The following is a 23,365-nucleotide window of genomic DNA, read 5'->3' on the forward strand; positions in this document are numbered from 1 at the left end:
GTGTGCGGGGCATTCCGTGCTCCCCGCCAGCGCTGTTCGACATCCCAGGCAAACATTGAATCCGCTGCAGATGAGGACACGCACATGGCTGATATTTTCGACAATCCTATGGGTTTGATGGGCTTCGAGTTCATCGAACTGGCTTCGCCTACCCCCGGTGTTCTGGAGCCTGTATTCCAGATGTTGGGCTTTACCAAGGTGGCCACCCACCGCTCCAAGGATGTGCACCTGTATCGACAGGGCGACATCAACTTGATCCTGAACAATGAACCCAGAAGCGTAGCGTCGTATTTCGCCGCCGAGCATGGCCCGTCTATCTGCGGCATGGCCTTTCGTGTGCGCAACGCTCACGACGCTTACGCCCGCGCGCTCGAGCTGGGCGCTCAGCCGGTCGAAATCGAAACAGGTCCCATGGAATTACGTCTTCCGGCGATTAAGGGCATTGGCGGTGCCCCGCTTTATCTGATCGACCGTTTCGAGGAAGGCAGCTCGATCTATGACATTGACTTCAATTTCATTGACGGCGTGGATCGCCACCCGACCGGTGCGGGCCTGAAGGTCATCGACCACCTGACCCATAACGTGTATCGCGGGCGCATGGCCTATTGGGCCGGCTTCTACGAGAAGTTGTTCAACTTCCGCGAAATACGCTACTTCGACATCAAGGGCGAATACACGGGTTTGACCTCAAAGGCCATGACTGCGCCCGACGGCATGATCCGGATTCCGCTCAACGAAGAATCGTCTAAGGGGGCGGGGCAGATCGAAGAGTTTCTGATGCAGTTCAACGGTGAAGGCATCCAGCATGTCGCGTTTTCGACCGATGACCTGGTCAAGACCTGGGATGCTCTCAAAGGGCTGGGTATGCGGTTCATGACCCCGCCACCGCAGACCTACTACGAAATGCTTCCCGAGCGCCTCCCTGACCATGGTGAGCCGGTGGATCAGCTTCAGGCACGTGGCATTTTGCTGGACGGAGCAGCACAAGCCGGAGACAAACGACTGTTATTGCAGATTTTCTCTGAAACGCTGCTGGGGCCGGTGTTCTTTGAGTTCATCCAGCGCAAGGGTGACGATGGTTTCGGCGAAGGCAACTTCAAGGCGCTGTTCGAGTCCATCGAGCGGGACCAGGTACGCCGTGGCGTGCTGAGCGTCGAGTAATGGCCGGCAGTGCCGTCATCGTCCTGGGCGATCGACGGCACTGTCTCGCTGCCTGACGCGCATCTTGCCCAACACCACGTAAATTACCGACCCCGTCAAGAGCCCCACCAGCATCAATGAAGGGAGCACGTTGAACACGGCCGTGCGGATTTCCTGGGCGATGTAACCCTCGGGATAGCCACCCACCACCCGGTAAGGGTAATGAGTGGATGCCAGTTCATGGGTAAATTCGGCGACAGAAGGCCTTTCACCGTGCAGGCTATCGCCATCCTTCCATACGGCGTGCTTGTCAAACTCGAGCACGAGTGTGAGTCCGTCTTTGAAAGCGTCAAGTTCAGAGCGTAATTGTATCGGAAAGCTTGTTGCAATCACGCCTGTTCTCTCACCTTGCAAGTGCATGTTCATCAACAGATAGCCCTGCGCATCCAGCATTTGGTGATCGAATGTCAAGAACTCTCCCGTCGAGGCGATTTCAGTCAGCACTTCAAGCGAGTCCGATGCGGAGTTGCAATAGGCCTTGCCGTCCTCGATAACTGCGAGCGACCTGAGCATTGAACGGCTGGTCACTTGGTCGACCAGGGCGCGTTTGATCCTACTGCAAGGCTGACCTGCTAGTGGCAGCGTACTCATGGCGACTTCATGCACACGGTCCAGGGCTTGATCGACGCTGAAAACCGCCTCGCGCACCGACACTTCAGCGTTCTCTTCTAGCTTGGCCTCCTGCTGATAGTTAATGACCAGCAGTCCCGAAAAGACAGGTACCAGACCTACTGCCATCAGCAGTACCAACTCAAGCAGGCTACGTCCCGCATGCACGAACTTGTCCATTGATAACCGTTCCTCAAGCCTCGCGCTGCCCAGGATGGGCGGCTGGTTTGATCCTAGGTCGTTGTCAAAAGCGGCACTGTAGGGGGAGAGCCGTGAAAGTGTGGGATTTGGTTAGGCTTGGTGTAGCTGTCATCCGTTTATCTAAACGGTATCGCAGCCGATCGACGCGCTCGCATCGGCGCATCCGGGGCAGGGAGGTCATTGTGTGGCGTTGGCCTATGCTAACGTGACACGTCGCACGAGCCCTGTGCGTAGGCCCACATCCAGACCACAGCCTTTGCTTTATGACGGAGAATCACATTGGTCGGCAAAAAAGGAACTAGAGCCCCAACCGCATCGGTCGCAAGGGAGCTGTCCAAACGCGCACTCTCGGGCGATTTGAAGGAACAGGTGATGCGCTTCGATTGGTCGCAAACGGCGCTAGGGGCCTTGCCACACTGGCCTGCCTGCCTGCGCATCGCCGTCGATACAATGTGTCACTCACCTTTTCCGTGTGCAGTGGTGTGGGGCAATCAGCTGACAGTCATCCCCAACGACGCCTATGTGGCGCTCAAGGGGGCGGCAGGCACATTGGGCGCGCGTTTCGATACGCTGTGGCACGACCAATGGGAGAGTCTGGGCCCGTATGTGTTCGACGCGCTAGCGGGCCGTTCCAGTTTTATCGAAGAAGCGCCAGTACGCGTCGGTTATTGCGATCACGCTGAAGGACCTTGGTGCGCCTTGGGTTATACCCCACTGAACGATGAGCTGGGGGAGGTTGCAGGGTTTGTCCATACAGTTATCGAAACCAGTGCGAACAAAGGAGGGCGTGAGCATTGGCGAAGCCTGGCCAAGTCTTTGGAGAGGCAGATTGCCTCTCATGTCAGTGAGCTGGAAAGGCTCTGGCAGCTCTCAAGCGACGCCATGATGACGGTCACCCCCGACCTCAAGCTGCACAATGTCAATCCCACCTGGCTAAGCCTTCTAGGATGGGAGCTGGAGCAGGTGCAGCACTTGCCCATTCTGTCCCTGGTCCATCCTGCAGACCTTGCGCAGGTCCAGCTAGCGATTGAATCGCTGCTGCATCGCAACGATACCCACCCGATCGAGACACGCTTGCGGCACCGTGAGGGTCACTACCACTGGTTCAGCTGGAGTGCGCGAGTGGGTGCGAGATTGGTGACCATCGTTGGGCGAGACATCACCGGCGCACGCGAAGACGCCATGCGTCAGTCCCGCATGTTGATGCGTAACACCGAGCGCATGGAGGCGGTGGGGCAGTTGGCCGGCGGCATGGGCAACGAGATGAACAACCTGCTAGCAGGCATTGGGGGTGGGCTGGAGTTACTGCAACTGCGGCTCCAGGAAGGGCGCCTGGAACGTGTAGAGGAGTACGTGAAGCTTTCTCGTGATTCGGTGCTACGCGCCATGGAGCTGACTCAACGCCTACTCGCTTTCTCTCGTGATCGGCCGTCGGCCCCGAGACCGCTTCATCTCAATCGCCAACTACGCCTAAGCGAGCCACTGCTGCTGAGCGCTCTGGGCCCCGAGATGCACATTGACTGGCAACTGGACGTCGCATCCTGGGTCGTGTCCTTGGACGTTGCGGCATTGGAAAACGCACTGCTGTGCCTGTGCGCCAATGCGCGCGAGGCATGCCTTGGCAAGGGCACCGTGACAGTTCGGAGCGTCAACGAACGGCTGAGCGTGCCTTTTCCGGATGAAACAGGACTGCCTGCGGGCGACTATGTGGCCGTGCATGTCGCCGATGAAGGTCATGGCATGCCGGCCAGCGACGTGGCCAGGGCTTTCGAACCCTTCTTCACCAGCAAGCCTCCAGGTCGGGGTGCTGGGCTGGGGCTGTCGATGGTCTATGGTTTCGTACGTCAATCGGGTGGCTATGCGTGGATCGAGTCTGCAGTGGGCGAGGGGACCAAGGTGAGCATGCTGTTCCCCCGCTGCTTTGAGGCCGTTCACGAAGCGCCCGTCGGCCGCAAAAGCCCGGGTCGGGTGGGGAGCGGCGAGCGTGTATTGCTGGTAGACGATGAATTGAACCTGCGTACGGTGATGCGCGAATATTTGCTTGAATCTGGCTTCGATGTCACCGATGCCGCAGATGCCAATAGCGCTCTGCAGCGCTTTCGCCAGGATGAGCCGTTCGATCTGGTGGTTACCGACATCGGGTTACCCGGCAGCTTCAGTGGCAGGCAAGTGGCCAGGGCCATGCGCATGCTCAAGCCCGAACAAAAAATTCTGTTCATCACAGGCTATGCCCTGCAAGAGATCGAGTCAGACTCCATTCAACAGCCCGGAACGGCACTTCTGCGCAAGCCGTTCCAGCTGGCGCAGCTGGTGGAGCAGGTACTGGAGATGATCGACAACTGATACGGGGCTGCCGTATGCCTAAAGGTCTTTCTGCAGATAAGGATCATCCGGGTTCTGGCGCTCGAGTTCGGCGAGCAGCACCTGCACATTCTGCAACTGCCCGGACTCTTTCCAGTACTCGATCAGCAGGACTCTGGCTTGCCGATTGGCGGGCGTCCTGCTCAGAATGGCTTCCAACTGCCTTTGGGCCGCATCCAGTTGCTCAAGATCATGCAGGGTCTTGGCAAGGCTCAGACGATACTCGGCATTGTCCGGCTCTAGTTCCACCGCCCGTGACAGCGCCAGCAGTGCGTACTCCTGCTGGTCGTGACGAATCAGCCAACGGCCGAGCTCATGCTGCAAGAAAGCCGAATCGGGGTTTGCTGCCAGCGCATCGGCCAGCACCTGACGTGAAGCATCCTGCGCCCCTTGGCGCTCAAGCAAGGTCACCTTCAACGCCACGGCATCGAGGTTACTGTCATCGCCTGCCAATGCCCGCTCGATGGCAGCGCCCGCCTTGGCATACTCGTCCTCGTGCAGGTACAGGCGGGCAAGCTGGACCTGAGCATCTACGTCCTGGGGCTGGGCGAGCAGAACCTCTTCCTGCGCTTGAATGGCGTTGTGCATGGCGCGGATGTAAAGGCCCATGCTGTCCGGGGCCACGCCCAGCAGCGCCGTTACGGCGGCAAAACGAACGCTCTGATCGCTGTCTTCGAGCAGGGGGCCAAGTATCACACTCCGCTGAGGCCCAGGCAGCAGACGGCTGATCGCCGCCACGGCGGCGCGGCGTACGATCGCATCGGCATGATTCAGATCTGCCTGGGCAAGCTTGAAGGCTTGCGCAGACGGATAGTTGGGCAGCTCGGCATACAGGGCCGCTCGGCGGATGGCCGGTAGGTCACGGCGCTGCAGCTGTTGGTACAAGACCCGTGCAGCGCCGGGCTGACCGTCATGTGCCTGGCGCAGTGCCTTCACGTAACTGTGCGGGGGCAGGGCTGGCTGTTCAGGCTCCACGTCGCGCCACAGATAGCCGAACAGCGCTGACAGCATCATCAACGCCAGCAGTGCAATCAGGTAGCGGGTACGTCTTGGCATCGGACGGTCCGTGTGTCAGGAGTAGCAAAGCTTGGGCCAGCCTACGGGCAAATGCAACCGGGGCTGGGCACGCGTGTGGCGGGCTGGGCGTGAAACCCCAAGCCTGAGCAAAAAAAGCCCCGCAGAACTGAATCGGCGGGGCAAACGGTCGGTCATGGACCCACCAAAGGAGCCTGTGGTGCTGCTGCTCAGTGCGAACTGGCCACCGTGTCGGGTTGCCAGCCGCCACCGAGTGCCTTGTAGATCGAAACGATCCCTCGATAGAGGTCGACCTCGCCAAGCGCCTGCGCATCTTCCGCACTCAGGCGCTCGCGCTCGGCATCTAGCAGCACCAGGTAATCGACTGACCCCTCGCGGTAGCGGATCGACGCCAGATCGGCCGCCTTGCGGCTGGCTTCGCTCTGACGCATCAGCGACAGCAGGCGCTGCTGGATCTTGTCGTAGTCGCTGAACGCGTTGGCCGACTCTTCCAGCGCCAACAGTACCTGCTGCTCATAATTGGCCAGCGCGCCTTGCGCGTCGGCCTTGGCGCCGCGCAGCCGCGCCCTCACGCTACCCAGGTCAAACGCCGCCCAGGTAATGCTGGGGCCCAACCCCCAGGCGCCCGCTGCCGAGGAGCCGAGCTGAGAGCCGCGCGCTGCGGTGAAGCCCAAGAAACCGCTCAGGCTCACCCGGGGAAACAGATCTGCCGTCGCCACCCCGACGTTGGCGGTGGCTGCGGCAAGCTGGCGCTCGGCGCTGCGGATGTCCGGACGGCGGCGCAGCAGTTCACCCGGATCGCCCACAGGCAGGGATTTGGCGATGGCGGGCAGGGCCTTGGGCGAAAGGTCCACACCGATTGCGTCAGGCCGACGGCCCAGCAAGGTGGCGATGCGATGCCGCGATCTGGCCTGTTGAGCCTGCAACTGCGGCACACTGGCTTCAACCCCTGCCAGGCGCGCGTCGGCCCGCACCACGTCCAGTTCATTACCCACCCCGGTATCGCGCAACGTTTCAGTGATGGTACGTGACTGTTGCTGCGTCTTGAGGTTAGCCAAGGCAATGTGTTCACGCAGTTGCGCGCCGCGCAGCTGGCCATAAGCGTCGACCAGCTCGGCGATGAGACTGACCTGAAGTTGCTGAAGGTCGGCCGCCGCTGCTGCTTCCTGAGCCTGGCTGGCTTCGATCTGTCGGGAAATTCGCCCGAACAAGTCGACTTCCCACGCCATGTCCAGGCCCAGGTCATAGCGCTCGGCATTGACCCGGTGGTCGGTCTGGCCAGGCACCTGGCCTTTGCCCACTTCACTGCTGGCACGGCTTGTCACGACCGGGAACTGATCGTTTTCGGCATCGTCCCGAATTGCCCTAGCGGACTTAAGCCGTGCGAAAGCGACCTGTAGATCTCGGTTGCCCTCTAACGAGGCCTGCACCAGTTGGTTCAGGGTGGGGTCGTCGAACTGTTTCCACCACAGGCTCTCGAAACGGGTGCGGTCATAGGCCTTGGCTTGGGCGTCGACCTCCAGCTGGGCTGGAGCAGTGGCCGGAGCCTGGTAATCAGGTCCCACCGCGCAAGCCGCCAGGGCCAGGCTGAGCAGGCTCGGTGTCAGGTGTTTGAACAGATTCATGCAGGGTTCTCCAGCGGATGGACGCGCTCGGCCTTGCGGGCCTGACGTCGCTCGACAAAACGGCGGATCAGGAAGAAGAACACCGGCGTCAGGAACAGGCCGAACACCGTGACGCCGATCATCCCGGAGAACACCGCCACGCCCATGGCATGACGCATCTCCGAGCCCGCACCTGAGCTGAACACCAGCGGTACGACACCCATGATGAACGCGATGGACGTCATCAGGATCGGGCGCAAGCGCAGACGGCAGGCTTCGAGCACCGCAGCCAGGGGATCGAGGCCTTTGGCTTGCTCGTCCTTGGCGAACTCGACGATCAGGATGGCGTTCTTGCAGGCAAGCCCCACCAGGACGATGAGCCCGATCTGGGTGAATATGTTGTTGTCGCCTCCCGAGACAATGACCCCGGTGATGGCCGAGAGCAGCGTCATCGGCACGATCAGGATCACGGCCAAGGGCAGGCTCCAGCTCTCGTACTGGGCGGCCAGTACGAGGAACGCCAACAGCACGCACAACGGGAACACGAACAGCGCAGTGTTGCCCGAGAGGATCTGCTGGTAGGTCAGGTCCGTCCACTCGAAGGTCATGCCGTTGGGCAGTTCCTGCTTCAGAAGTTTCTCGATGGCTGCTTCGGCCTGGCCTGAACTGTATCCGGGCGCCGCTGCGCCATTGATTTCCGCGGTGATGAAGCCGTTATAGTGCATCACGCGGTCGGGCCCGGAGGTGTCGGTAACCTTGAGGAACGTGGCCAGTGGGATCATCTCGCCCCGGTTGTTGCGCACCTTCAGTTGGCCGATCTGCTCGGCGTCGAGTCGGAACTGCTGCTCGGCCTGCACGTTGACCTGGTAGGTACGTCCGAACCGGTTGAAGTCGTTGGTGTACAGCGACCCCAGGTACACCTGCAGGGTGTCGAAGATATCGTTGATGGCCACGCCGTGGGTCTTGGCTTTCTCGCGATCAATGGCCGCGTCGACCTGCGGCACATTGACCTGGTAGCTGGTGAACAGGCCCGCGAGCTCTGGCACCTCATGGCTCTTGGCAATGATGTTCTGGGTTTCCTTGTACAGCGCTTCGTAACCCAGGTTGCCACGGTCCTCAATCTGCAGGCGGAAGCCACCGATGGTACCCAGACCTTGCACGGGCGGCGGCGGGAAGATCGCGATGTAGGCGTCCTGAATGTCCGCGAACTGGGCGTTCAACGCCGCGGCGATGGCAGCTGCCGACTGGCTGGGGTCCTTGCGTTCGTCGAAGGGCTTGAGGGGAGTGAACACGATGCCGCTGTTGGGGCTGTTGGTGAAGCCGTTGATCGAAAGGCCCGGGAACGCGACAGAGTCCGCCACGCCCGGTTGCTTGAGGGCAATCTCGCTCATGCGCTTGATCACCGCTTCGGTGCGGTCAAGGCTGGCGGCATCTGGCAGCTGGGCGAAAGCCACCAGGTATTGCTTGTCCTGGGCAGGTACGAAACCCGTTGGCGTGGAGGAGAAACCCAGGTAGGTCAGGCCCATCAAACCGGCATAGACGAACAAGGCGATACCACTGGAGCGAATCACTCGGCGAACACCGCCTACGTAGCGATGGCTGGCGCGGTCGAAGAAGCGATTGAACGGCGCAAAAAGCCAGCTGCCCAGCAACTTGTCCAGCAGCCGCGAGAAGGTGTCCCGGGGTGCATGATGGTCTTTGAGCAACACCGCCGCCAAGGCAGGGGACAGTGTCAGCGAGTTGAACGCCGAGATCACCGTAGAGATCGCAATGGTCAGGGCAAACTGCTTGTAGAACTGCCCGGTCAGCCCCGAGATGAACGCTGCAGGGACGAACACCGCGCACAACACCAAGGCGGTGGCGATGATCGGGCCTGTCACCTCGCTCATGGCTTTTTGCGTGGCCTCGAGCGGTTTGAGGCCCAGCCCGATGTTGCGCTCGACGTTTTCCACCACCACGATGGCGTCATCGACCACGATGCCGATTGCCAACACTAATCCGAACAAGGAAAGGGCGTTGAGCGAGAAGCCGAACAGGTGCATCACGGCAAAGGTGCCGATCAGCGATACCGGCACGGCCAGCAACGGAATGATCGATGCGCGCCAGGTCTGCAGGAACAGGATGACCACCAGCACGACTAACACCAGTGCTTCGAACAGCGTGTGCACCACCGCCTCGATCGAGCCGCGCACGAACACGGTGGGGTCGTAGACGATGCTGTAGTCCATGCCTTCGGGGAAGTCTTTCTTCAATTCCGCCATCTTCGCGCGCACTTCATCGGAGATGTCGATGGCGTTCGAGCCTGGGCGCTGGAAGATCGGGATGGCCACGGCGGGCTGGTTGTTTAGCAGCGAGCGCAGGGCGTACTGGCTGGAGCCCAGTTCGACGCGAGCGATATCCTTCAGGCGCGTGATTTCACCGTCCGCACCGGCCCGGATGATGATGTTCTCGAATTCTTCCTCATTGACCAGGCGACCCTGGGTGTTGATCGAGAGCTGGAAGCTGGTGGAGCCTGGTGCGGGCGGAGCGCCCAGCTGCCCCGCAGCCACCTGGCGGTTCTGCTCGCGAATCGCGGTAACCACATCGGTGGCCGTCAGGTTGCGCGAGGCGGTCTTGTTAGGGTCCAGCCACACGCGCAAAGAATAATCGCCCATGCCAAACAGTTGCACATCACCCACACCGCCTAGCCGCGCCAGCTCGTCCTTGATGTTCAAGATGGCGTAGTTGGACAGGTAGAGCATGTCATAGCGGTTGTCCGGTGAGGTCAGGTGCACGACCATGGTCAGGTCGGGCGAGGCCTTGTCCACCGTGATACCGATACGGGTTACTTCCTCGGGCAGCTTGGGCTGCGTGCGGGTCACACGGTTCTGCACCTGTACCTGGGCATTGTCCAGATCGGTCCCCAGGGCGAAGGTGATGGTCAGGGTCAGCTTGCCATCGGCGGTGGACTGCGAAGACATGTAGAGCATGTTCTCGACCCCGGTGATGGCTTGCTCCAGGGGCGCGGCGACGGTTTCGCCGATGACCTTGGGGTTGGCACCCGGGAAGTTGGCGCGCACGACGACCGTGGGCGGTACGACTTCGGGGTATTCGCTAATGGGCAACTGGAACAGCGATATGGAGCCGGCGATCAGCAGCACCAGTGACAGCACCGCCGCGAAGATGGGCCGGGTGATGAAGAATTTGGAGAAGTTCATCGGTGGGGTTCCTCAACCGCGCGGCGCAGGGGCGCTGGCGCCCTGGTTGGTGGTGCCGGCCACTTTGGCCGTGCCGGTGCTCGCTTCCAGCGCCTGACGTTGCTGGGCGAGTGCGGCCAGTGTCTGCTCACTGGCCATGGGCGCTTCTTCAGGGGTGACCTGGGAGCCCGGGCGTACCCGCTGCAGGCCCCTGACGACGATGCGATCGTCCTTGGCTAGCCCGCTGCGCACGATGCGCAAGCCCTCGAGCTTTGGCCCCAGCTCGACAGCGCGGTAGGCCGCCTTGTTGTCCTTGTCCATGACCAGCACGTACTTCTTGCCCAGATCGGTGCCCACCGCTTCATCGTTGATCAGCACAGCATCGTACTGTGCGCTGCCGACCAGTTTCAGGCGTGCATACAGGCCAGGGGTGAATTCACCGCGCTTGTTGTCGAACACGGCCCGGCCACGAATGGTGCCGGTGCGTGGGTTGACCTGGTTGTCGACGAAGTTCATCTGCCCTAGATGCGGGTTGCCAGTCTCGTTGGTCAGGCCCAGGTAGACCGGTGTGCTTTGCCCGCGCTGGCCTTGGCGGGCCAGCTGCGTGTACTTGAGGTAAACGCGTTCGTCAGCATCGAAATAGGCGTACACCTTGTCGGTGGAGACCACGCTGGTCAGAGGCGTGACGTCGGCAGTGACGATGTTGCCGGCGGTGAACTGCGCGCGGCTCACGCGGCCGTTGATAGGGGAGGTGACCCGGGTGAAGCTCAGGTTCAGACGTGCCAGGTCAAGTTGCGCCTGGATGGCATCTACGCCGGCGCGTGCTTCGGCCGCAGCGCTGTTGCGTGATTCTGCGAGTTCGGCGGAGATGGCATTGCTGTCTCGTAGCCGCTCGCCCCGGCGGGCTTCGTTGGCGCTTCGGATGGCACTGGCCTTGGCTTGTTGCAGCTGGGCCTCAAGGCGGCGGACCTCGGCCTGGAACGGCCGTGGGTCGATCTGGAACAGCAGGTCACCTTTGCGCACCTGGGCGCCTTCGGTGAACGCCACCTGGTCGATCTGACCCGAGACACGGGGGCGCACCTCGACGGTTTCCGGCGCTTCCAGGCGCCCGGTGAACTCGTCCCATTCGTTGATCGGCTGCTCGATCACCTTGGCCACGGTGACCTTTGGAGCCGCCGGGGCCTGCGCGGCATCGGGGGTTTTGCTGCAAGCGCCGAGCGCTACCACTGCAAGGGCTGCAAGTGGGACGCCGAAAGGTTTGAGTGACTGCTCCATGGAGAACTCCGCCAATATATTAGGAATGGGCGGAGTGTGAGTGCGTTGCGCGCGGGGAACGAATCGAATGGGCTGAAGGTTAATATCATGGCGAATGATATGAACCCGTCGCTTATCGCCTTCTGGCGATACGGCAGCTGCGATGGGGCGCTACAGGCGCCCCCAACAGATCAGGGCTGGCTTGCACCCTTGCCGGTTGTGCCTTCCGAGCCAGTGCCGTCCATGCCTGGTAAATCCTGGTTGTCGTTCTGCTGGGCTGGCGGGCTGTCTGGATCGTTGCCCTGTAGCCTTGGATCCGTATCACGGGGCATAGGCTTTTCAATCGGGTTGAGCGTGCTGTCTGCGCCTGGCTTGGGGGCCTGGTTGTGTGGGTCATCCGGGTAAGTAGGCCCGGTCCCGGCAGCGAGGGCCAGGGGTGAGGCGAGCAGGGCAAGCAGCAGGATGCTGGGGCGATTCATGGCGATCTCCTTAGCGACGGGCAGGGCAGGTTCGTAACCTTTTGGCCTTGCCCGGCAGTTCAAAGTGCCAGCACCCCGATCAACGGTCACACCACCAACGACAGCGCCATGATGAACACGATGCCGACCACTGACAGCAGGGTCTCCATCATGCTCCAGGTTTTGAAGGTCTCGGCCACGGTCATGTTGAAGTACTGCTTGACCAGCCAGAACCCGGCATCGTTGACATGGGACAGAATCAGCGACCCGGCACCGGTCGCCAGCACCAGCAGTTCACGGTTCACCCCAGGCACCAGGTCGATCACAGGTGCCACGATCCCTGCGCCGGTAATGGTCGCCACGGTGGCAGACCCCGTGGCGATTCGAATGACCGCAGCGACCAACCAGGCTAGCAGAATCGGCGAGATCTCGGCTTGCACAGCCATCTGCCCGATCACGTTGCCAACGCCGGTATCGACCAGCATTTGCTTGAAGCCGCCGCCGGCGCCAACAATCAGGACAATCGCAGCCGTGGGCGCGAGGCTGTGATCGAGCATCTTCATGATCTGTTGGCGATTGAAACCGCGCGCCGAGCCAAAGGTGTAGAACGCCAACAGCAAGGCGGCGAGCAATGCAGTGATAGGGTGCCCGATCAGGTCCATCCATTGGCGCACGATGTGCTCGGCAGGCAGCACCACGTCGGCGAAGGTCTTGAGCAGCATCAGTACCACCGGCAGCAACACGGTAATCAAGGTGACGCTGAAGCTCGGCAGGTTGGCCTGGTCCGATTCCTTGGCGATCTGGTCCATCAGCTCCTGGGAAGGGTGCCCGGGGATATAGCGCGAGATGAAGTTGCCGAACAGGGGGCCGGCGATAATGGCTGTGGGCAGGGCCACGATCAGGCCATAGAAGATGGTCTTGCCGATGTCGGCGTGGAAAATGCCGATGGCCAGCAACGGCCCTGGGTGCGGCGGTACCAGGCCGTGCACGACCGACAGGCCTGCCAGCAAGGGGATACCGATCTTGATCAGCGAGACCCCGGAGCGCCGCGCGACGATGAAGACCAGGGGGATGAGCAGGACGAAACCGATCTCGAAGAACAGCGGAATGCCCACCAGAAAGGCAGCGAACATCATCGCCCAATGCACGTTCTTCTTGCCAAAGGCCCTGATCAGGGTTTGAGCGATCTGGTCAGCCCCGCCGGAATCGGCCATCAGCTTGCCCAGCATCGTCCCCAGTGCGAGCACGATGCCGACGAACCCCAGCACGCCTCCGAAGCCGTCCTGGAACGACTTCATGACCTTGGCTACCGGCATGCCAGAGGTCAGGCCAAGGAAACCGGCAGCCAGGGTGAGGGCGACGAAGGGGTGCACCTTGAAATGGGTGATAAGCAGAATCAGCCCGACGATGGTAACCAACGCGTCGAGGAGCAGGAAGGTATCAGTAGCCAGTCCGAACATGGTGTGTAGGCCTCGGTCTTATCGTTGTTTTTGGCGGAGCTTGGTGGGTAAGTCGTTGGTAAGACAGCGCTGTCTTGGCGATGCGAAGTGCGAGTAGGCTCAGGCAGTCTGCGCAACACTGTGCTCGGCGCAGCGCTTGAGCCAGCCGTCTACCGCTTCGGCGAGCGCAACGATCGGCTGGGTGGCATCCAGTGTCAGGGTAAGCGGTTCATCGTAGGGTGGCTCAAGGGCGGCGAACTGGCTCTGGATGAGGCTGGCCGGCATGAAATGCCCTGGTCGCGCCAGAACCCGTTGCCTAGCCTGGTCAGGGGTGAGCTCAAGAAAGACGAACATCAGCCCAGGCATCGCGCAACGCAGCGTGTCGCGGTAGCTGCGCTTGAGTGCGGAACAGGTGAGAATCGGTCGAGTGCCGGCCTGACTTATCGCTTGCATTTCCTCGCCCAGACGGACCAGCCAACCAGCACGGTCATTGTCATCCAGGGGGATACCGGCGCTCATCTTGTCGATATTGGCCTGCGGGTGAAAAGCGTCACCTTCGATCAGGTGCCCGCCGCTGTAGGCGGCGATGGCCGATGCGATGCAGCTCTTGCCGCAGCCGGCCACACCCATGACCACGATGGCGGGCAGTGGGGAATTCATCTGTACCTCCTGCAGGGTGGGACAGCGCTGTCTTAAGCTCGGGCAGCGCAGTCTCCCCAGTGTTATTGATCTTGTGCTTACGCAGTATGGACGCCGTGCGGCAATCACCTGAGGGCAACGTGCAAACAGCCGTTGCCTACGTCCTGAGACAGCGCTACCTTAGAGGCCGTTCCCAGTCCTTGCAAGTAGTAAAATTACAACATTATGGCCCGCATTGGTTCGCGCACTACTGGTCGTCCCACCCTGGCTGAAGTCGCCAGAATGTCCGGGGTTTCCCCCATAACTGCATCCCGGGCCTTGCGCGGCGTCACGACCGTGGCCCCTGAACTCGCTGCCAAGGTCATGGCTGCGGCCACGACCCTTGGCTACGTGGCCAATCCCGCCGCCCGGGCTTTGGCTTCTGCCCGCAGCCACTCGGTCGTGGTGCTCATACCGTCACTGTCCAACCAGTTGTTCATCGACACCCTCGAAGCCATCCATGATGTGATGCGCCCACGAGGGCTGGAGGTGCTGATCGGCAACTACCATTACGATACCGCCGAGGAAGAAAACCTCATCCGCAACTATCTGGCCTATCAGCCCTGTGGGATGCTGCTGACGGGTTTCGAACGCACTGACGCTTCACGTCAGATGCTCACGGCCAGTGGCGTCCCCTGCGTTCACATGATGGAACTGGATGGGGATGCCGACGCGTTGGCGGTAGGCTTTTCCCAGCACCAAGCGGGCCGGGCCGCGGCTCAACACCTGATCGAACGTGGTTGCACACGGCCTGGATTCATTGCGGCACAGCTCGATCCCCGGGTCATGCAGCGGGCCGAGGGCTTTCGTCAGGCGTTGGCCGAAGCTGGGTTGCACGCGGCCGAGCGAGAGGTCCTGACCCCAGCACCGTCGTCCATCGCACTCGGCGGTGAGCTGTTCAGCCGCCTGATCCGGCAGGCGCCGGCGGTGGACGGCATCTTCTTTTGTAACGATGACCTCGCCCAGGGTGCGGTGCTTCAAGCGCTGCGCCAGGGCATCAATGTCCCGCAGCAGGTTGCCATGGTTGGCTTCAACGATCTGCCGGCTTCGGCGCACATGGTGCCCAGGCTTACTTCCATTCGCACGCCAAGGGCTGCGGTGGGGCGGGTCGCCGCCCAGGCATTGTTGACGCTGCTCGATGGCAAAGCCGTGACGCCAGCCCGGCAGGACCTGGGGTTTAAGTTGATGGTGCGAGAAAGCTCCTGAGATTCAACACCCAAGTGATGCGACCGCTTCAGTTCCGCTCTGGTGGTTTGGGCATGGTCTCCAAAGTGGCAATCAGGTCTTGCAGCAGCACTTGCAGGGTGCCCTGGAGTACGCGACGCAAGTCGTCTACAGGACCACCTGCTGCAAGCGCCTGCTCGAGCGCTTCGCAGTCGGCAACCAGGTGACGTACCTTGAGCATTTTGGCCCCACCCTTGATACGGTGAGCCAACGCCTTGAGTGCGCCATCCGAGGCTCGCCCGTCAAGCGTACGCAGCGTTGCAAGGTCTTCGGCCACGCTTTGCGACAACTGCTCGATCAGATGCCGGATCAAATCGTCGTCGTCGCGGGTCAAGTGACGTAATTCGGCCAGGTTCAAGCCAACGGGCCGGGCAGGTGCAGGGGCTGCTTGCGGCTTGCCAGCCAACTGGGGCAGGTGTGCTTTGAGGCCGTGCAGGCCGATAGGCTTGAACAGGCAGTCATTCATTCCGCTGGCCAGGCATCGCTCCCGCTCCTCGGCCTGGGCATTGGCGGTCACCCCTAGAATCGTTACGGGCGACAATCCTTGCCGGCGTTCTTGAGCACGGATACGGCGAGCCAGTTCGTGACCGTCCATCACAGGCATGCTGCAGTCGGTGATCACCACGTCAAAGTGCGCTTCACGCCACAGTTGCAGCGCGATTTCGCCGTTCTGCGCCTGGGCCACCTGATGCCCCAGTGCGCGCAACTGGCGGTCAAGCAACAGCAGGTTGGCCGGATAGTCGTCCACGACCAGAATGTTCATCGTGCAAACGTCAAGGTCCGTGGCTGCGTCCTGCTTGTCGGCACTGAACTCAGGGGCGCACTGGGGCAGGGCCATCACGATCTGTACCTTGGTGCCCACGCCTTCGACACTTTGCAGCGTCAGCGTACCGCCCATGAGCTCGGCAAGAGCCCGGCTAATGACAAGACCCAGCCCGGTGCCCTGGCGCGCACGGGGCCCGTCGACCTGAACGAACGCATTGAACAGACGCGCCTGGTCCGCAGGACTTATGCCAATACCCGAGTCGCGGACACAAAGCTCGACGCACTGGCGTTCTCCTTGCAACGACGTGTGCATCGAGGTGTGGACTTCACCACGGTCGGTGAACTTGATCGCATTGCTGATCAGGTTCGACAGCACCTGCTTCAGGCGCGCAGCATCTACCTGAACCCACACAGGTTCGGTGGGTAGGTCACAGGCAAGCTCAAGGCCCTTGGCCCTCGCATTGCCCTCGAAGACGCGAACGGTAGCGCGCACCAGGTCCACCAGGTCGGTGGGGGTCGGCTGCAAACTGATGTGGCCTGATTCGATCCTGGAAATATCAAGAATATCGCCTATCAGCGCTAGTAGACCCAGTGCTGACTCATGCGCGGTCTCGAGCATGTGGGTATCGCATCGACCGTCGCGACTGTCCTCGAGCGCCAATTCCAACAAGCCGATCACGGCATTCATGGGGGTGCGTATCTCGTGGCTCATGGTGGTCAGGAACGTACTCTTCATGAGGCTGGCCTGCTCGGCTTCATCCTTGGCATGGCGAAGCTGCTCCAGCAAGCCACGACTCAGCGCCAGTTGTGTCTGCAGGGCGCGCTCGGCTTCGACTCGCTTCTGGATCAGTTTGCGCAGGTAGCTGTTCCAGAAGACGACACCTGCGATCAGCAACGCCGCAAGGACCAACACCTGTAGTGCCAGTTCTCGGTAGTTGCGCCATGGGCTGTCGCTGACCACGGTGCTGGTCCTCCAGCGATTGATCAACTGCTCGAGTTCTTCGGGCGCTATGCTCAGTAAGGCTTTGTCCAGGATCGATTGCAATTGTGGCTGATCGGCCGCGACGGCAAACGCCGCAACGGCCGGATCTTCGTCAAGAATGCTTGCGATCTGGAGTCGGTTCTTGAAGACGTGACTGATGTAGTACGCTGCATTGATATGGCTGCTCAAAGCGGCATCGACACTGCGATTGACCACAGCCTCCATCAGGTCCAGGGGGTTGTCGACTTCGACAAGCCGGGCCTGGGGGTAGCGCTGTTGCAGCATGGCGCGCTGCGGAGAGCTGCGAATCAACGCGATTCGTTGCGGTTCAAAGCGCTGGCTACCGGCCTGCAACGGGTAATCGGCGCGGGTAACGAGCACACGCGGGCTGATCAGGTAGGGCCGTGTAAAGCGCACGTGCTTGGACCGTTCGGCGCCGTAACCCAACGCGCCGATCATCATTGCGTCGCCTTGGCCCAGGCGGTCGATCATGGACTGGGCGGACTCGGCTTGCCTGATATGAAATTGCAGCCCGGTCCTGAGGGTAATTTGTTTGAGCAGGTCCAGGGTTATGCCACTGGGCCGCTGCTGGTCATCGTAGAACGTCAAGGGCGCCAAGGCCGGATTGATCAACACGTCTACGACCGGGTGAGCCGTGATCCAGGCTTGCTCCTCGTCGGTCAGTACACTCAGGTGGCGCTGTAACAAAAGACTGGTGTTGCTGTTGCTCCAGCGCTTGAGAATGGCCAGGCGCTCGCTTTCGCCAATCCGGCGCAGTGCTTTGTCGAGCAGTTGACGCAGTGCATCGTTATCGCGTGCCACTGCAAAGGCAAACGCCTCAGGAACAATCGGTGAGAAGTGATCGATCCGCAGTGCGCCTTTGAATGTCTTGCCAATCAGATAGTCCGTGCTGATAGCATCGCCCAGGTAGGCGTCGGCTTCGCCCATTGCCACGGCGGCCAGACCCGCCTGGGTAGAGCGATATAAAATCAGTTGCGCTGCCGGATAAAGGGCGCGGGCACGATTGGCCGGCAGATAATGGTCAACCATGGCCAGACGCAGCCCTGCAAGGTCGTGGGCAGGTGCAAGGCGCTGGCCTTCCCGGGTCACGATCACCGGCAGGTCATCGGCATACGCTGTAGTCAAGCTCAACCCGGCGTCTGCAGCCTCAAAGCTGTTGGAGCTGCCCAGCACGTCCACACGTCCTTCATGCAGCGCCTCTATGGCCTGATAGCGGCTATCGAAACGTTTGACTTCAACGGCTATACCCAACAAATCTGCAATGATGCCGACGTAATCTGCCGTCAGGCCTTCGTAGTCATTGGGACTGACATTGATATCGAATGGCGGATAGTCGGGCCGGGAAGTGCCCAACACCAAGCGCTTGCGGGCGTCCAGCCACTGGCGCTCGGCCGTTTGCAGCTTCAAAGGCTGCGTGGCACTTACTGAACGGGCCAGCAAACTGCGCGTCTCGCTGGCCAGCGACTGCGCGACGGCGCACGCCAGCACCATCAGCAGGACGGTGCTCGCCAGCACGCGTTTGATCGTCATGCGCCGCTCAGTAGACGTGGTTACGCTTGGCGAGATCGACCATCTCCACCAGTGACTCGGTCTTGAGTTTTTCCATGATCCGGCCGCGGTAGGTGCTGATGGTTTTGGCGCTGAGGTTCATGCAGCTGCCGATGTTCTTGTTGCTTTCTCCACGTGTCAGGCGCCTGAGGACTTCCATTTCGCGGTTGGAAAGGCTCGCCAAGCGCACCGGCTCGCTTTCCAGCGAATTGCTGTTGACCGACATCTGCGGGAACGTCGAATAGCCTTTTACCAGGGCCTTGAGCGCGAACAGCAAGGCTTCGTGATCTTCCTCCTTGGTCACGAATGCGCCGATGCCTGCGTCCAGACAGCGGCGTACATACAAGTCTGTTGCCTGGCCGGTGAGGACCATGATTTTGGGCACCTGATCGAGCGATTGCAGGCGCTTGATGACTTCCATGCCGTCCAGCCCAGGCAAACCGATGTCCAGAATCACCACGTCCGGTTTCAGCTCGCGTGCCATTTGCGCGACTTCACTGCCATTGCCCACTTCTGCGATCACATTGAAACGTTCATGTTCGAGCAGCATGCGCAAAGATAAGCGGACGATGGGGTGGTCCTCCACGATCAGCACGTTGGTCATTAGGAAAACTCCTGTTCAGATGTGGTCCAGCTCCTGAGGTACTCAGGAATACTTCTGTAAGCGGGTTGTCAGAAGCGCAGCACGATACGACCATTACCGAACTTTAGTAATGCCGAGTATATGAGGTGTTGAATTACCCTCAAGGGGCTGTTGAAAATTCCTACAAAAAGGAGGCCGATTCAGCGGCGTTTGGCCTATTGTTGGCCGCCGAACCGTAAGATCAGCTACACGCTGTGTGTACTTTACTTACGCGTGCTGACGATGCAGGGTGCTCAACCAAAGATTTGCCAATCCGCGCGGGTCGAGCTGCAAGCATCCCCTGGCAGTTGGGGCATCGACCTTGCAAACGTTCCTGCGCACACCCTCGGCAAAAGGTGCACTCGAAGGAGCAGATGAAGGCATCGAGGCTGTCACCGGGCAGGGCGGCGTCACAGCACTCGCAGTTGGGGCGCAATTCCAGCATAAGCGTGATTCCTGTCGGGACTGTCTGCACGCAGTGTGTTCCGGACCGGAACTGGCTGGCAAGCTAGACGCGGTAAAGGTGCGCATGCCCCGCACGGTAAAGGGCCGATTCGGCGAATGGCGTGTCGCCCAGTACTCGGCCCACCAGAATCAACGCGGTGCGGCGATAACCTTTGACAGTGGCGCGCTCGACGATGTCGTCCAGTGTGCCTCGCACCCAATTCTGGTCCGGCCAAGTGGCGCGGTAGACCACGGCAACGGGGCAGTCGCCACCGTAGTGAGGCAGTAGCTGTTCGACGATGCGTGCCAGGTGCTTGACCCCCAGGTGAATGGCTAGCGTCGTGCCATGGCGCGCAAGCGCCTCCAGCTGCTCGCCGGCTGGCATGGGCGAGCTGTCTGCGAAGCGGGTCAGGATCACGCTCTGGGCGACGTCGGGCAAGGTCAGTTCGCATCCCAGTAACGCGGCGCTGGCAGCCACGGCGGTGACGCCTGGCACAATCTGATAGTCGATGCCAAGACGCTGCAGATGGCGGATCTGTTCACCGATGGCGCCATAAAGGCTCGGATCACCGCTGTGCACACGCGCGACATCCTTGCCCTGCGCATGGGCGCACTCGATGGCATCGATGATCTGCTCGAGGTGCAGCTCTGCGCTGTTGATCAGGGTATCGGCGCAGTGGCCTTCCAGAACGGCAAGGGGGACCAGAGAGCCGGCATAGATGATGACAGGGCAGGTGCGAATCAGGCGCTGCCCCTTGACCGTGATCAGCTCGGGGTCGCCGGGGCCGGCGCCGATGAAGTAAACCGTCATGGTATTCCTGAATGATTGACAAGGGTGAGCGGGATCAGTGAGCGATGGCCAGGGTCGCAGGGCCCAGCGTTCGACGCGTGACCAGCAGTTGCGGGTCGCCATTGTACTGGTCAGCCATGGCCAGCGCTGCACTCTCTGCCACGCCCCAGCACCCGCTGTGCGCATAGGCGACGGCTGAGCGATGGCTCAGATGCGTTTCGAAGCGATTCAAGTGCGGTGCAGGGTAGAACACCAAGGGCAGCGCCAGGTGGCTGGCCAGTGCATGCAGCCCTGGCTCGTGCGCCTTGAGATCGATGCTGGCGATACCGTGAAGGTGCGCAGGGTCCAGGCCTCGCTGGGCGAGGCCTTGTTCGAGCAAGGTCAACAAGCTGTCCATCGGGCAACCCCTGCGGCAGCCAAACCCTACGTAGAACGGCTTCACTCTGGTCGGCTGAAGCGGCGATACAGCGCTGCGCTGATCAGGCCAAGGGCAAGCCAGAATGCTGCATTGGTGAGCCAGGACGCCAGCTGGAACTGAGTCTCCAGCGCCGCTGGAGCCAAACTCTGGTGCACTTCAGGCTGAGGAGCACCCATCACGTGCGGCAGCAGCAGGACAATGACGCCCACCCCCTTCAAGGCCCAGTGGCGGGCAAATACCAGCAGTGCCAGGCCCACGGCCGTGGCACCCGCGGCGCCAGCCCACCAGACCTGGCGTTGCGCCAAGTCCGCCGCAGCGGTGCCCGGCAGCTCCGGCGGCAGCCCGAGCGTGGGCGCCAGGCAGAACACGGCGAAACCGGCCAGGCCCCAGGCAGCACCACTGGCCGTGGTGCGCGGTTGGCGCAGGCTGTACAAGCCAGCCAGTATCAAAGCGAACCCCACCGCCACGACCAGGTTGCCGCCGGTGGTCGAGAGCGTGCGCTGCCAACCCTCTTCGGGTGACCAGGCCTCGTCACTGTGCTCATGGGCAGCCTCGGTATCTTGGGCATGGGCATGGGCATGTGCCGGGGCCGATGCCTCGTATGTCTCCGCTTCCAGGATCAGCGGGCTGACCCACAAACTTTGCAGCACGGTCAGCAGCAGTGCCGCCAGCAGTCCGCTGAAGCCCGCCGTACGGGCAATGTGCGTGATCATGGGTGGCACTCAGTGGCAGGGGAAGGCGGCGCTGTGACGGGTGTCATGCGCAGCGTTGTGAACAGCTTCGATGTGCGAGAAGCCGGCAAAGTAGACCAGGCACAAGCCCAGCAGGCTGGCGCTCACAGCGACGACAATGCGTTGGCTGAGAGATACGGGGGCAACGATACTGGTAACGTGCGGACGGGTTGTGACGGGCATTGGCGCCTTCCTCTGCGTGTTGGGGACGGGCAGGCGCGGCAGCTGCAGGCGATACCTGCAGGAATGCGACAGCGCCCGCCCACCGCGGGGTGTTGATGGACGCCAGGCCGGTCTCCGGGCTTGCGAGGAGGAGTGTATCTCCTGGGCAGCGTCACCTTCCCATGCCGAATCTCCTGGCACAGTGGTAAAGACGCCTCACTCGCTTACCGTTGCGGGGGCAGCACCGGAATAGTCAAAGCCTGCCTGACAGGCCTGCGACGCACCGATTTCCCGTTTCACCCTCTTGGGGCACCTGACGCAATGCGATAGAGAAGCACGAGCGCTGCGCTGCGTCAAATGCACAGGCGAGGCGGGTAAGCGCTCGATCATTGCTGAGCGAAGGCGATTAGCCGCTCGCCATCGAGCCGATACCGTAGCCACTCGTTCTGCGGTTGCGCCCCTAGTGCGTCATAAAACCCAATGGCCGGCTCGTTCCAATCCAGCACACTCCATTCCAGACGGCCGCAGCCTTGGGCAACCGCCTGCTTGGCAATGTGCCTGAGCAACTGACGTCCGGCGCCATCGCCACGGTCGTTTGGGGTGATGTAGAGGTCTTCCAGGTAGATGCCATTGCGCCCAAGCCAGGTCGAGTAACTGTAGAAGTAAATGGCAAAACCAATCGCACGGCCCTCACGTTCGGCCATCAGGCAATGAACGGTGCTGCCTGCGTCGAACAGGCTGCGCTCGATGTCCTGGGGAGTGGCCAGCACTTCGTCGCGGGCGCGCTCGTACTCGGCCAATTCGGTAATGAAATCCAGAATCTGTTGGGCGTCAGTGCGTAGGGCAGGGCGAATTACAAGACTCATCGAACGCTTATCCTTTATCGGCTGCGAGTGGTACAGCTATGTGTATCTGCAAAATTCTCTGTATCTGTACTGCAAGGGTGAAGCGTGCACTGGGCTAGTGTGAACCCTTTCCTGAACCCAGTGGAATACCCGTCATGCTCGCCTCGCTCGACCTGCTGATCGCCTTCGTCCTGTTCGCATTCGTTTCTTCCATCACTCCTGGGCCCAACAACACCATGCTATTGGCTTCGGGCGTGAATTTCGGTGTGCGCCGCTCGGTGCCACATGCGCTGGGCGTCAGCGTAGGGTTCATGGTCATGGTGCTTGCCGTCGGCCTGGGCCTGGGAGAGGTGTTCAAGGCCTGGCCTGCGCTCTACACCGTACTGCGCTATGCCGGAGCGGGCTATCTGCTTTACCTGGCTTGGAAAATCGCCACCTCAGGGCCGGTTGGCACCGCTTCTGCGGCAGAGCCCAAGCCTATTGGCTTCTGGGCTGCGGCTGCTTTCCAATGGGTCAACCCGAAGGCCTGGGTCATGGCCATCGGCGCAATAACCACCTATACCCCGGCGCAAGGCTACGTCGCGAACGTGGTGGTCATCTCCGCCTTGTTCGCTTTGGTGAACCTGCCCAGCGTGGGGGTATGGGTCATGTTCGGCAGTGCGCTGCGCGGTCTGCTGCAGAACCCGCGCTGGCTGATGCTGTTCAATGTCCTGATGGCTGCACTGCTGGTCATTTCTCTCTACCCGCTGCTGTTTGTAGAATCGGCGTTTCACCCTTGATGCAGAAGGCAGCGCCCAT

20 protein-coding genes and 1 riboswitch are annotated in these 23,365 nt (G+C 61.1%); of the genes, 4 read left to right on the top strand and 16 right to left on the bottom strand.

Annotated elements, in window-relative coordinates:
* Nucleotides 1-84 precede the first annotated feature (84 nt).
* Nucleotides 85-1,161 carry a 4-hydroxyphenylpyruvate dioxygenase gene (gene hppD, locus B2J77_RS10505; protein ID WP_027914930.1) on the top strand — a complete coding sequence of 359 codons (1,077 nt, stop codon included), beginning with the start codon at nucleotides 85-87 and terminating at the stop codon, nucleotides 1,159-1,161.
* Nucleotides 1,162-1,176: 15 nt separating this feature from the next.
* On the opposite strand, the gene B2J77_RS10510 is transcribed toward hppD, so the two are convergent.
* Nucleotides 1,177-1,989 carry a CSS-motif domain-containing protein gene (locus B2J77_RS10510; RefSeq protein ID WP_078478590.1) on the bottom strand — a complete coding sequence of 271 codons (813 nt, stop codon included), beginning with the start codon at nucleotides 1,987-1,989 and terminating at the stop codon, nucleotides 1,177-1,179.
* A gap of 393 nt (nucleotides 1,990-2,382) precedes the next feature.
* Here B2J77_RS10510 and B2J77_RS10515 point away from each other — a divergent pair, with 393 nt between their 5' ends.
* Nucleotides 2,383-4,353: a response regulator gene (locus B2J77_RS10515; RefSeq protein WP_078478591.1), complete on the top strand. Its 1,971-nt coding sequence runs from the start codon at nucleotides 2,383-2,385 to the stop codon at nucleotides 4,351-4,353.
* A gap of 18 nt (nucleotides 4,354-4,371) precedes the next feature.
* Here B2J77_RS10515 and B2J77_RS10520 read toward each other — a convergent pair whose 3' ends face one another.
* The 7 genes from B2J77_RS10520 to B2J77_RS10550 form a co-directional block, all read right to left on the bottom strand.
* Complete coding sequence (locus B2J77_RS10520; RefSeq protein WP_078478592.1) at nucleotides 4,372-5,427, bottom strand: tetratricopeptide repeat protein; 1,056 nt, start codon at nucleotides 5,425-5,427, stop codon at nucleotides 4,372-4,374.
* A 188-nt stretch (nucleotides 5,428-5,615) separates the two neighbouring features.
* The gene (locus B2J77_RS10525; RefSeq protein ID WP_078478593.1) at nucleotides 5,616-7,031 is read right to left on the bottom strand and encodes an efflux transporter outer membrane subunit; all 1,416 of its coding nucleotides are present in this window, start codon (nucleotides 7,029-7,031) and stop codon (nucleotides 5,616-5,618) included.
* Nucleotides 7,028-10,207 carry an efflux RND transporter permease subunit gene (locus B2J77_RS10530; RefSeq protein ID WP_078478594.1) on the bottom strand — a complete coding sequence of 1,060 codons (3,180 nt, stop codon included), beginning with the start codon at nucleotides 10,205-10,207 and terminating at the stop codon, nucleotides 7,028-7,030. Before B2J77_RS10530 ends, B2J77_RS10525 begins: the two co-directional genes overlap by 4 nt.
* Nucleotides 10,208-10,219: 12 nt before the next feature.
* The gene (gene mexE / locus B2J77_RS10535; RefSeq protein WP_078478595.1) at nucleotides 10,220-11,461 is read right to left on the bottom strand and encodes a multidrug efflux RND transporter periplasmic adaptor subunit MexE; all 1,242 of its coding nucleotides are present in this window, start codon (nucleotides 11,459-11,461) and stop codon (nucleotides 10,220-10,222) included.
* A 170-nt stretch (nucleotides 11,462-11,631) separates the two neighbouring features.
* The gene (locus B2J77_RS10540) at nucleotides 11,632-11,919 is read right to left on the bottom strand and encodes a hypothetical protein (protein WP_058605015.1); all 288 of its coding nucleotides are present in this window, start codon (nucleotides 11,917-11,919) and stop codon (nucleotides 11,632-11,634) included.
* A gap of 86 nt (nucleotides 11,920-12,005) precedes the next feature.
* Nucleotides 12,006-13,358 (bottom strand): GntP family permease, encoded by a 1,353-nt coding sequence (locus B2J77_RS10545; protein ID WP_027914937.1) that lies wholly within the window; start codon nucleotides 13,356-13,358, stop codon nucleotides 12,006-12,008.
* Between the two features lie 99 nt (nucleotides 13,359-13,457).
* Nucleotides 13,458-13,997: a gluconokinase gene (locus B2J77_RS10550; protein WP_078478596.1), complete on the bottom strand. Its 540-nt coding sequence runs from the start codon at nucleotides 13,995-13,997 to the stop codon at nucleotides 13,458-13,460.
* 204 nt (nucleotides 13,998-14,201) lie between these two features.
* Between B2J77_RS10550 and B2J77_RS10555 the strand changes: the two genes are divergently transcribed.
* Nucleotides 14,202-15,221, top strand: a complete 1,020-nt coding sequence (locus B2J77_RS10555) for a LacI family DNA-binding transcriptional regulator (RefSeq protein WP_078478597.1) — start codon at nucleotides 14,202-14,204, stop codon at nucleotides 15,219-15,221.
* A 28-nt stretch (nucleotides 15,222-15,249) separates the two neighbouring features.
* Here B2J77_RS10555 and B2J77_RS10560 read toward each other — a convergent pair whose 3' ends face one another.
* From B2J77_RS10560 to B2J77_RS10595, 8 genes are all read right to left on the bottom strand, one after another.
* Nucleotides 15,250-18,531 carry a transporter substrate-binding domain-containing protein gene (locus tag B2J77_RS10560; RefSeq protein WP_078479419.1) on the bottom strand — a complete coding sequence of 1,094 codons (3,282 nt, stop codon included), beginning with the start codon at nucleotides 18,529-18,531 and terminating at the stop codon, nucleotides 15,250-15,252.
* Nucleotides 18,532-18,544: 13 nt separating this feature from the next.
* On the bottom strand, nucleotides 18,545-19,159 hold the full coding sequence (locus B2J77_RS10565; RefSeq protein WP_058637752.1) for a response regulator transcription factor: 615 nt from the start codon (nucleotides 19,157-19,159) through the stop codon (nucleotides 18,545-18,547).
* Nucleotides 19,160-19,379: 220 nt separating this feature from the next.
* Nucleotides 19,380-19,622, bottom strand: a complete 243-nt coding sequence (locus tag B2J77_RS10570) for a DUF1272 domain-containing protein (protein ID WP_078478598.1) — start codon at nucleotides 19,620-19,622, stop codon at nucleotides 19,380-19,382.
* 63 nt (nucleotides 19,623-19,685) lie between these two features.
* On the bottom strand, nucleotides 19,686-20,432 hold the full coding sequence (gene cobM / locus B2J77_RS10575; RefSeq protein WP_058637751.1) for a precorrin-4 C(11)-methyltransferase: 747 nt from the start codon (nucleotides 20,430-20,432) through the stop codon (nucleotides 19,686-19,688).
* Between the two features lie 34 nt (nucleotides 20,433-20,466).
* Nucleotides 20,467-20,853 (bottom strand): cobalamin biosynthesis protein, encoded by a 387-nt coding sequence (locus B2J77_RS10580; RefSeq protein ID WP_145257402.1) that lies wholly within the window; start codon nucleotides 20,851-20,853, stop codon nucleotides 20,467-20,469.
* The gene (locus B2J77_RS10585; protein WP_078478599.1) at nucleotides 20,850-21,542 is read right to left on the bottom strand and encodes a CbtA family protein; all 693 of its coding nucleotides are present in this window, start codon (nucleotides 21,540-21,542) and stop codon (nucleotides 20,850-20,852) included. Before B2J77_RS10585 ends, B2J77_RS10580 begins: the two co-directional genes overlap by 4 nt.
* A gap of 9 nt (nucleotides 21,543-21,551) precedes the next feature.
* Nucleotides 21,552-21,743 (bottom strand): CbtB domain-containing protein, encoded by a 192-nt coding sequence (locus tag B2J77_RS10590; RefSeq protein WP_058605008.1) that lies wholly within the window; start codon nucleotides 21,741-21,743, stop codon nucleotides 21,552-21,554.
* A gap of 87 nt (nucleotides 21,744-21,830) precedes the next feature.
* Nucleotides 21,831-22,054, bottom strand: a riboswitch (cobalamin riboswitch).
* Nucleotides 22,055-22,108: 54 nt separating this feature from the next.
* A complete protein-coding gene (locus B2J77_RS10595) occupies nucleotides 22,109-22,588 on the bottom strand; it encodes a GNAT family N-acetyltransferase (protein ID WP_058605007.1) in 480 nt (159 codons plus the stop codon).
* A gap of 134 nt (nucleotides 22,589-22,722) precedes the next feature.
* Between B2J77_RS10595 and B2J77_RS10600 the strand changes: the two genes are divergently transcribed.
* Nucleotides 22,723-23,346, top strand: coding sequence for a LysE family translocator (locus B2J77_RS10600; RefSeq protein ID WP_058637746.1), 624 nt, complete (start codon nucleotides 22,723-22,725; stop codon nucleotides 23,344-23,346).
* The last annotated feature ends 19 nt before the right edge of the window (nucleotides 23,347-23,365 follow it).

Origin of the sequence: Pseudomonas parafulva, assembly GCF_002021815.1 — a bacterium.
Classification (GTDB): Bacteria; Pseudomonadota; Gammaproteobacteria; order Pseudomonadales; family Pseudomonadaceae; genus Aquipseudomonas; species Aquipseudomonas parafulva_B.

Excerpts from the sequence above, each read along its gene's own strand:
- B2J77_RS10545 (WP_027914937.1), bottom strand. The coding sequence starts at position 13,358 with ATGTTCGGACTGGCTACTGATACCTTCCTGCTCCTCGACGCGTTGGTT.
- cobM (WP_058637751.1), bottom strand. The coding sequence starts at position 20,432 with ATGACGGTTTACTTCATCGGCGCCGGCCCCGGCGACCCCGAGCTGATC.
- B2J77_RS10565 (WP_058637752.1), bottom strand. The coding sequence starts at position 19,159 with ATGACCAACGTGCTGATCGTGGAGGACCACCCCATCGTCCGCTTATCT.
- B2J77_RS10510 (WP_078478590.1), bottom strand. The coding sequence starts at position 1,989 with ATGGACAAGTTCGTGCATGCGGGACGTAGCCTGCTTGAGTTGGTACTG.
- B2J77_RS10540 (WP_058605015.1), bottom strand. The coding sequence starts at position 11,919 with ATGAATCGCCCCAGCATCCTGCTGCTTGCCCTGCTCGCCTCACCCCTG.
- B2J77_RS10585 (WP_078478599.1), bottom strand. The coding sequence starts at position 21,542 with ATGATCACGCACATTGCCCGTACGGCGGGCTTCAGCGGACTGCTGGCG.
- B2J77_RS10525 (WP_078478593.1), bottom strand. The coding sequence starts at position 7,031 with ATGAATCTGTTCAAACACCTGACACCGAGCCTGCTCAGCCTGGCCCTG.
- B2J77_RS10570 (WP_078478598.1), bottom strand. The coding sequence starts at position 19,622 with ATGCTGGAATTGCGCCCCAACTGCGAGTGCTGTGACGCCGCCCTGCCC.
- mexE (WP_078478595.1), bottom strand. The coding sequence starts at position 11,461 with ATGGAGCAGTCACTCAAACCTTTCGGCGTCCCACTTGCAGCCCTTGCA.
- B2J77_RS10555 (WP_078478597.1), top strand. The coding sequence starts at position 14,202 with ATGGCCCGCATTGGTTCGCGCACTACTGGTCGTCCCACCCTGGCTGAA.
- B2J77_RS10520 (WP_078478592.1), bottom strand. The coding sequence starts at position 5,427 with ATGCCAAGACGTACCCGCTACCTGATTGCACTGCTGGCGTTGATGATG.
- B2J77_RS10550 (WP_078478596.1), bottom strand. The coding sequence starts at position 13,997 with ATGAATTCCCCACTGCCCGCCATCGTGGTCATGGGTGTGGCCGGCTGC.
- hppD (WP_027914930.1), top strand. The coding sequence starts at position 85 with ATGGCTGATATTTTCGACAATCCTATGGGTTTGATGGGCTTCGAGTTC.
- B2J77_RS10595 (WP_058605007.1), bottom strand. The coding sequence starts at position 22,588 with ATGAGTCTTGTAATTCGCCCTGCCCTACGCACTGACGCCCAACAGATT.
- B2J77_RS10590 (WP_058605008.1), bottom strand. The coding sequence starts at position 21,743 with ATGCCCGTCACAACCCGTCCGCACGTTACCAGTATCGTTGCCCCCGTA.
- B2J77_RS10515 (WP_078478591.1), top strand. The coding sequence starts at position 2,383 with ATGCGCTTCGATTGGTCGCAAACGGCGCTAGGGGCCTTGCCACACTGG.
- B2J77_RS10600 (WP_058637746.1), top strand. The coding sequence starts at position 22,723 with ATGCTCGCCTCGCTCGACCTGCTGATCGCCTTCGTCCTGTTCGCATTC.
- B2J77_RS10530 (WP_078478594.1), bottom strand. The coding sequence starts at position 10,207 with ATGAACTTCTCCAAATTCTTCATCACCCGGCCCATCTTCGCGGCGGTG.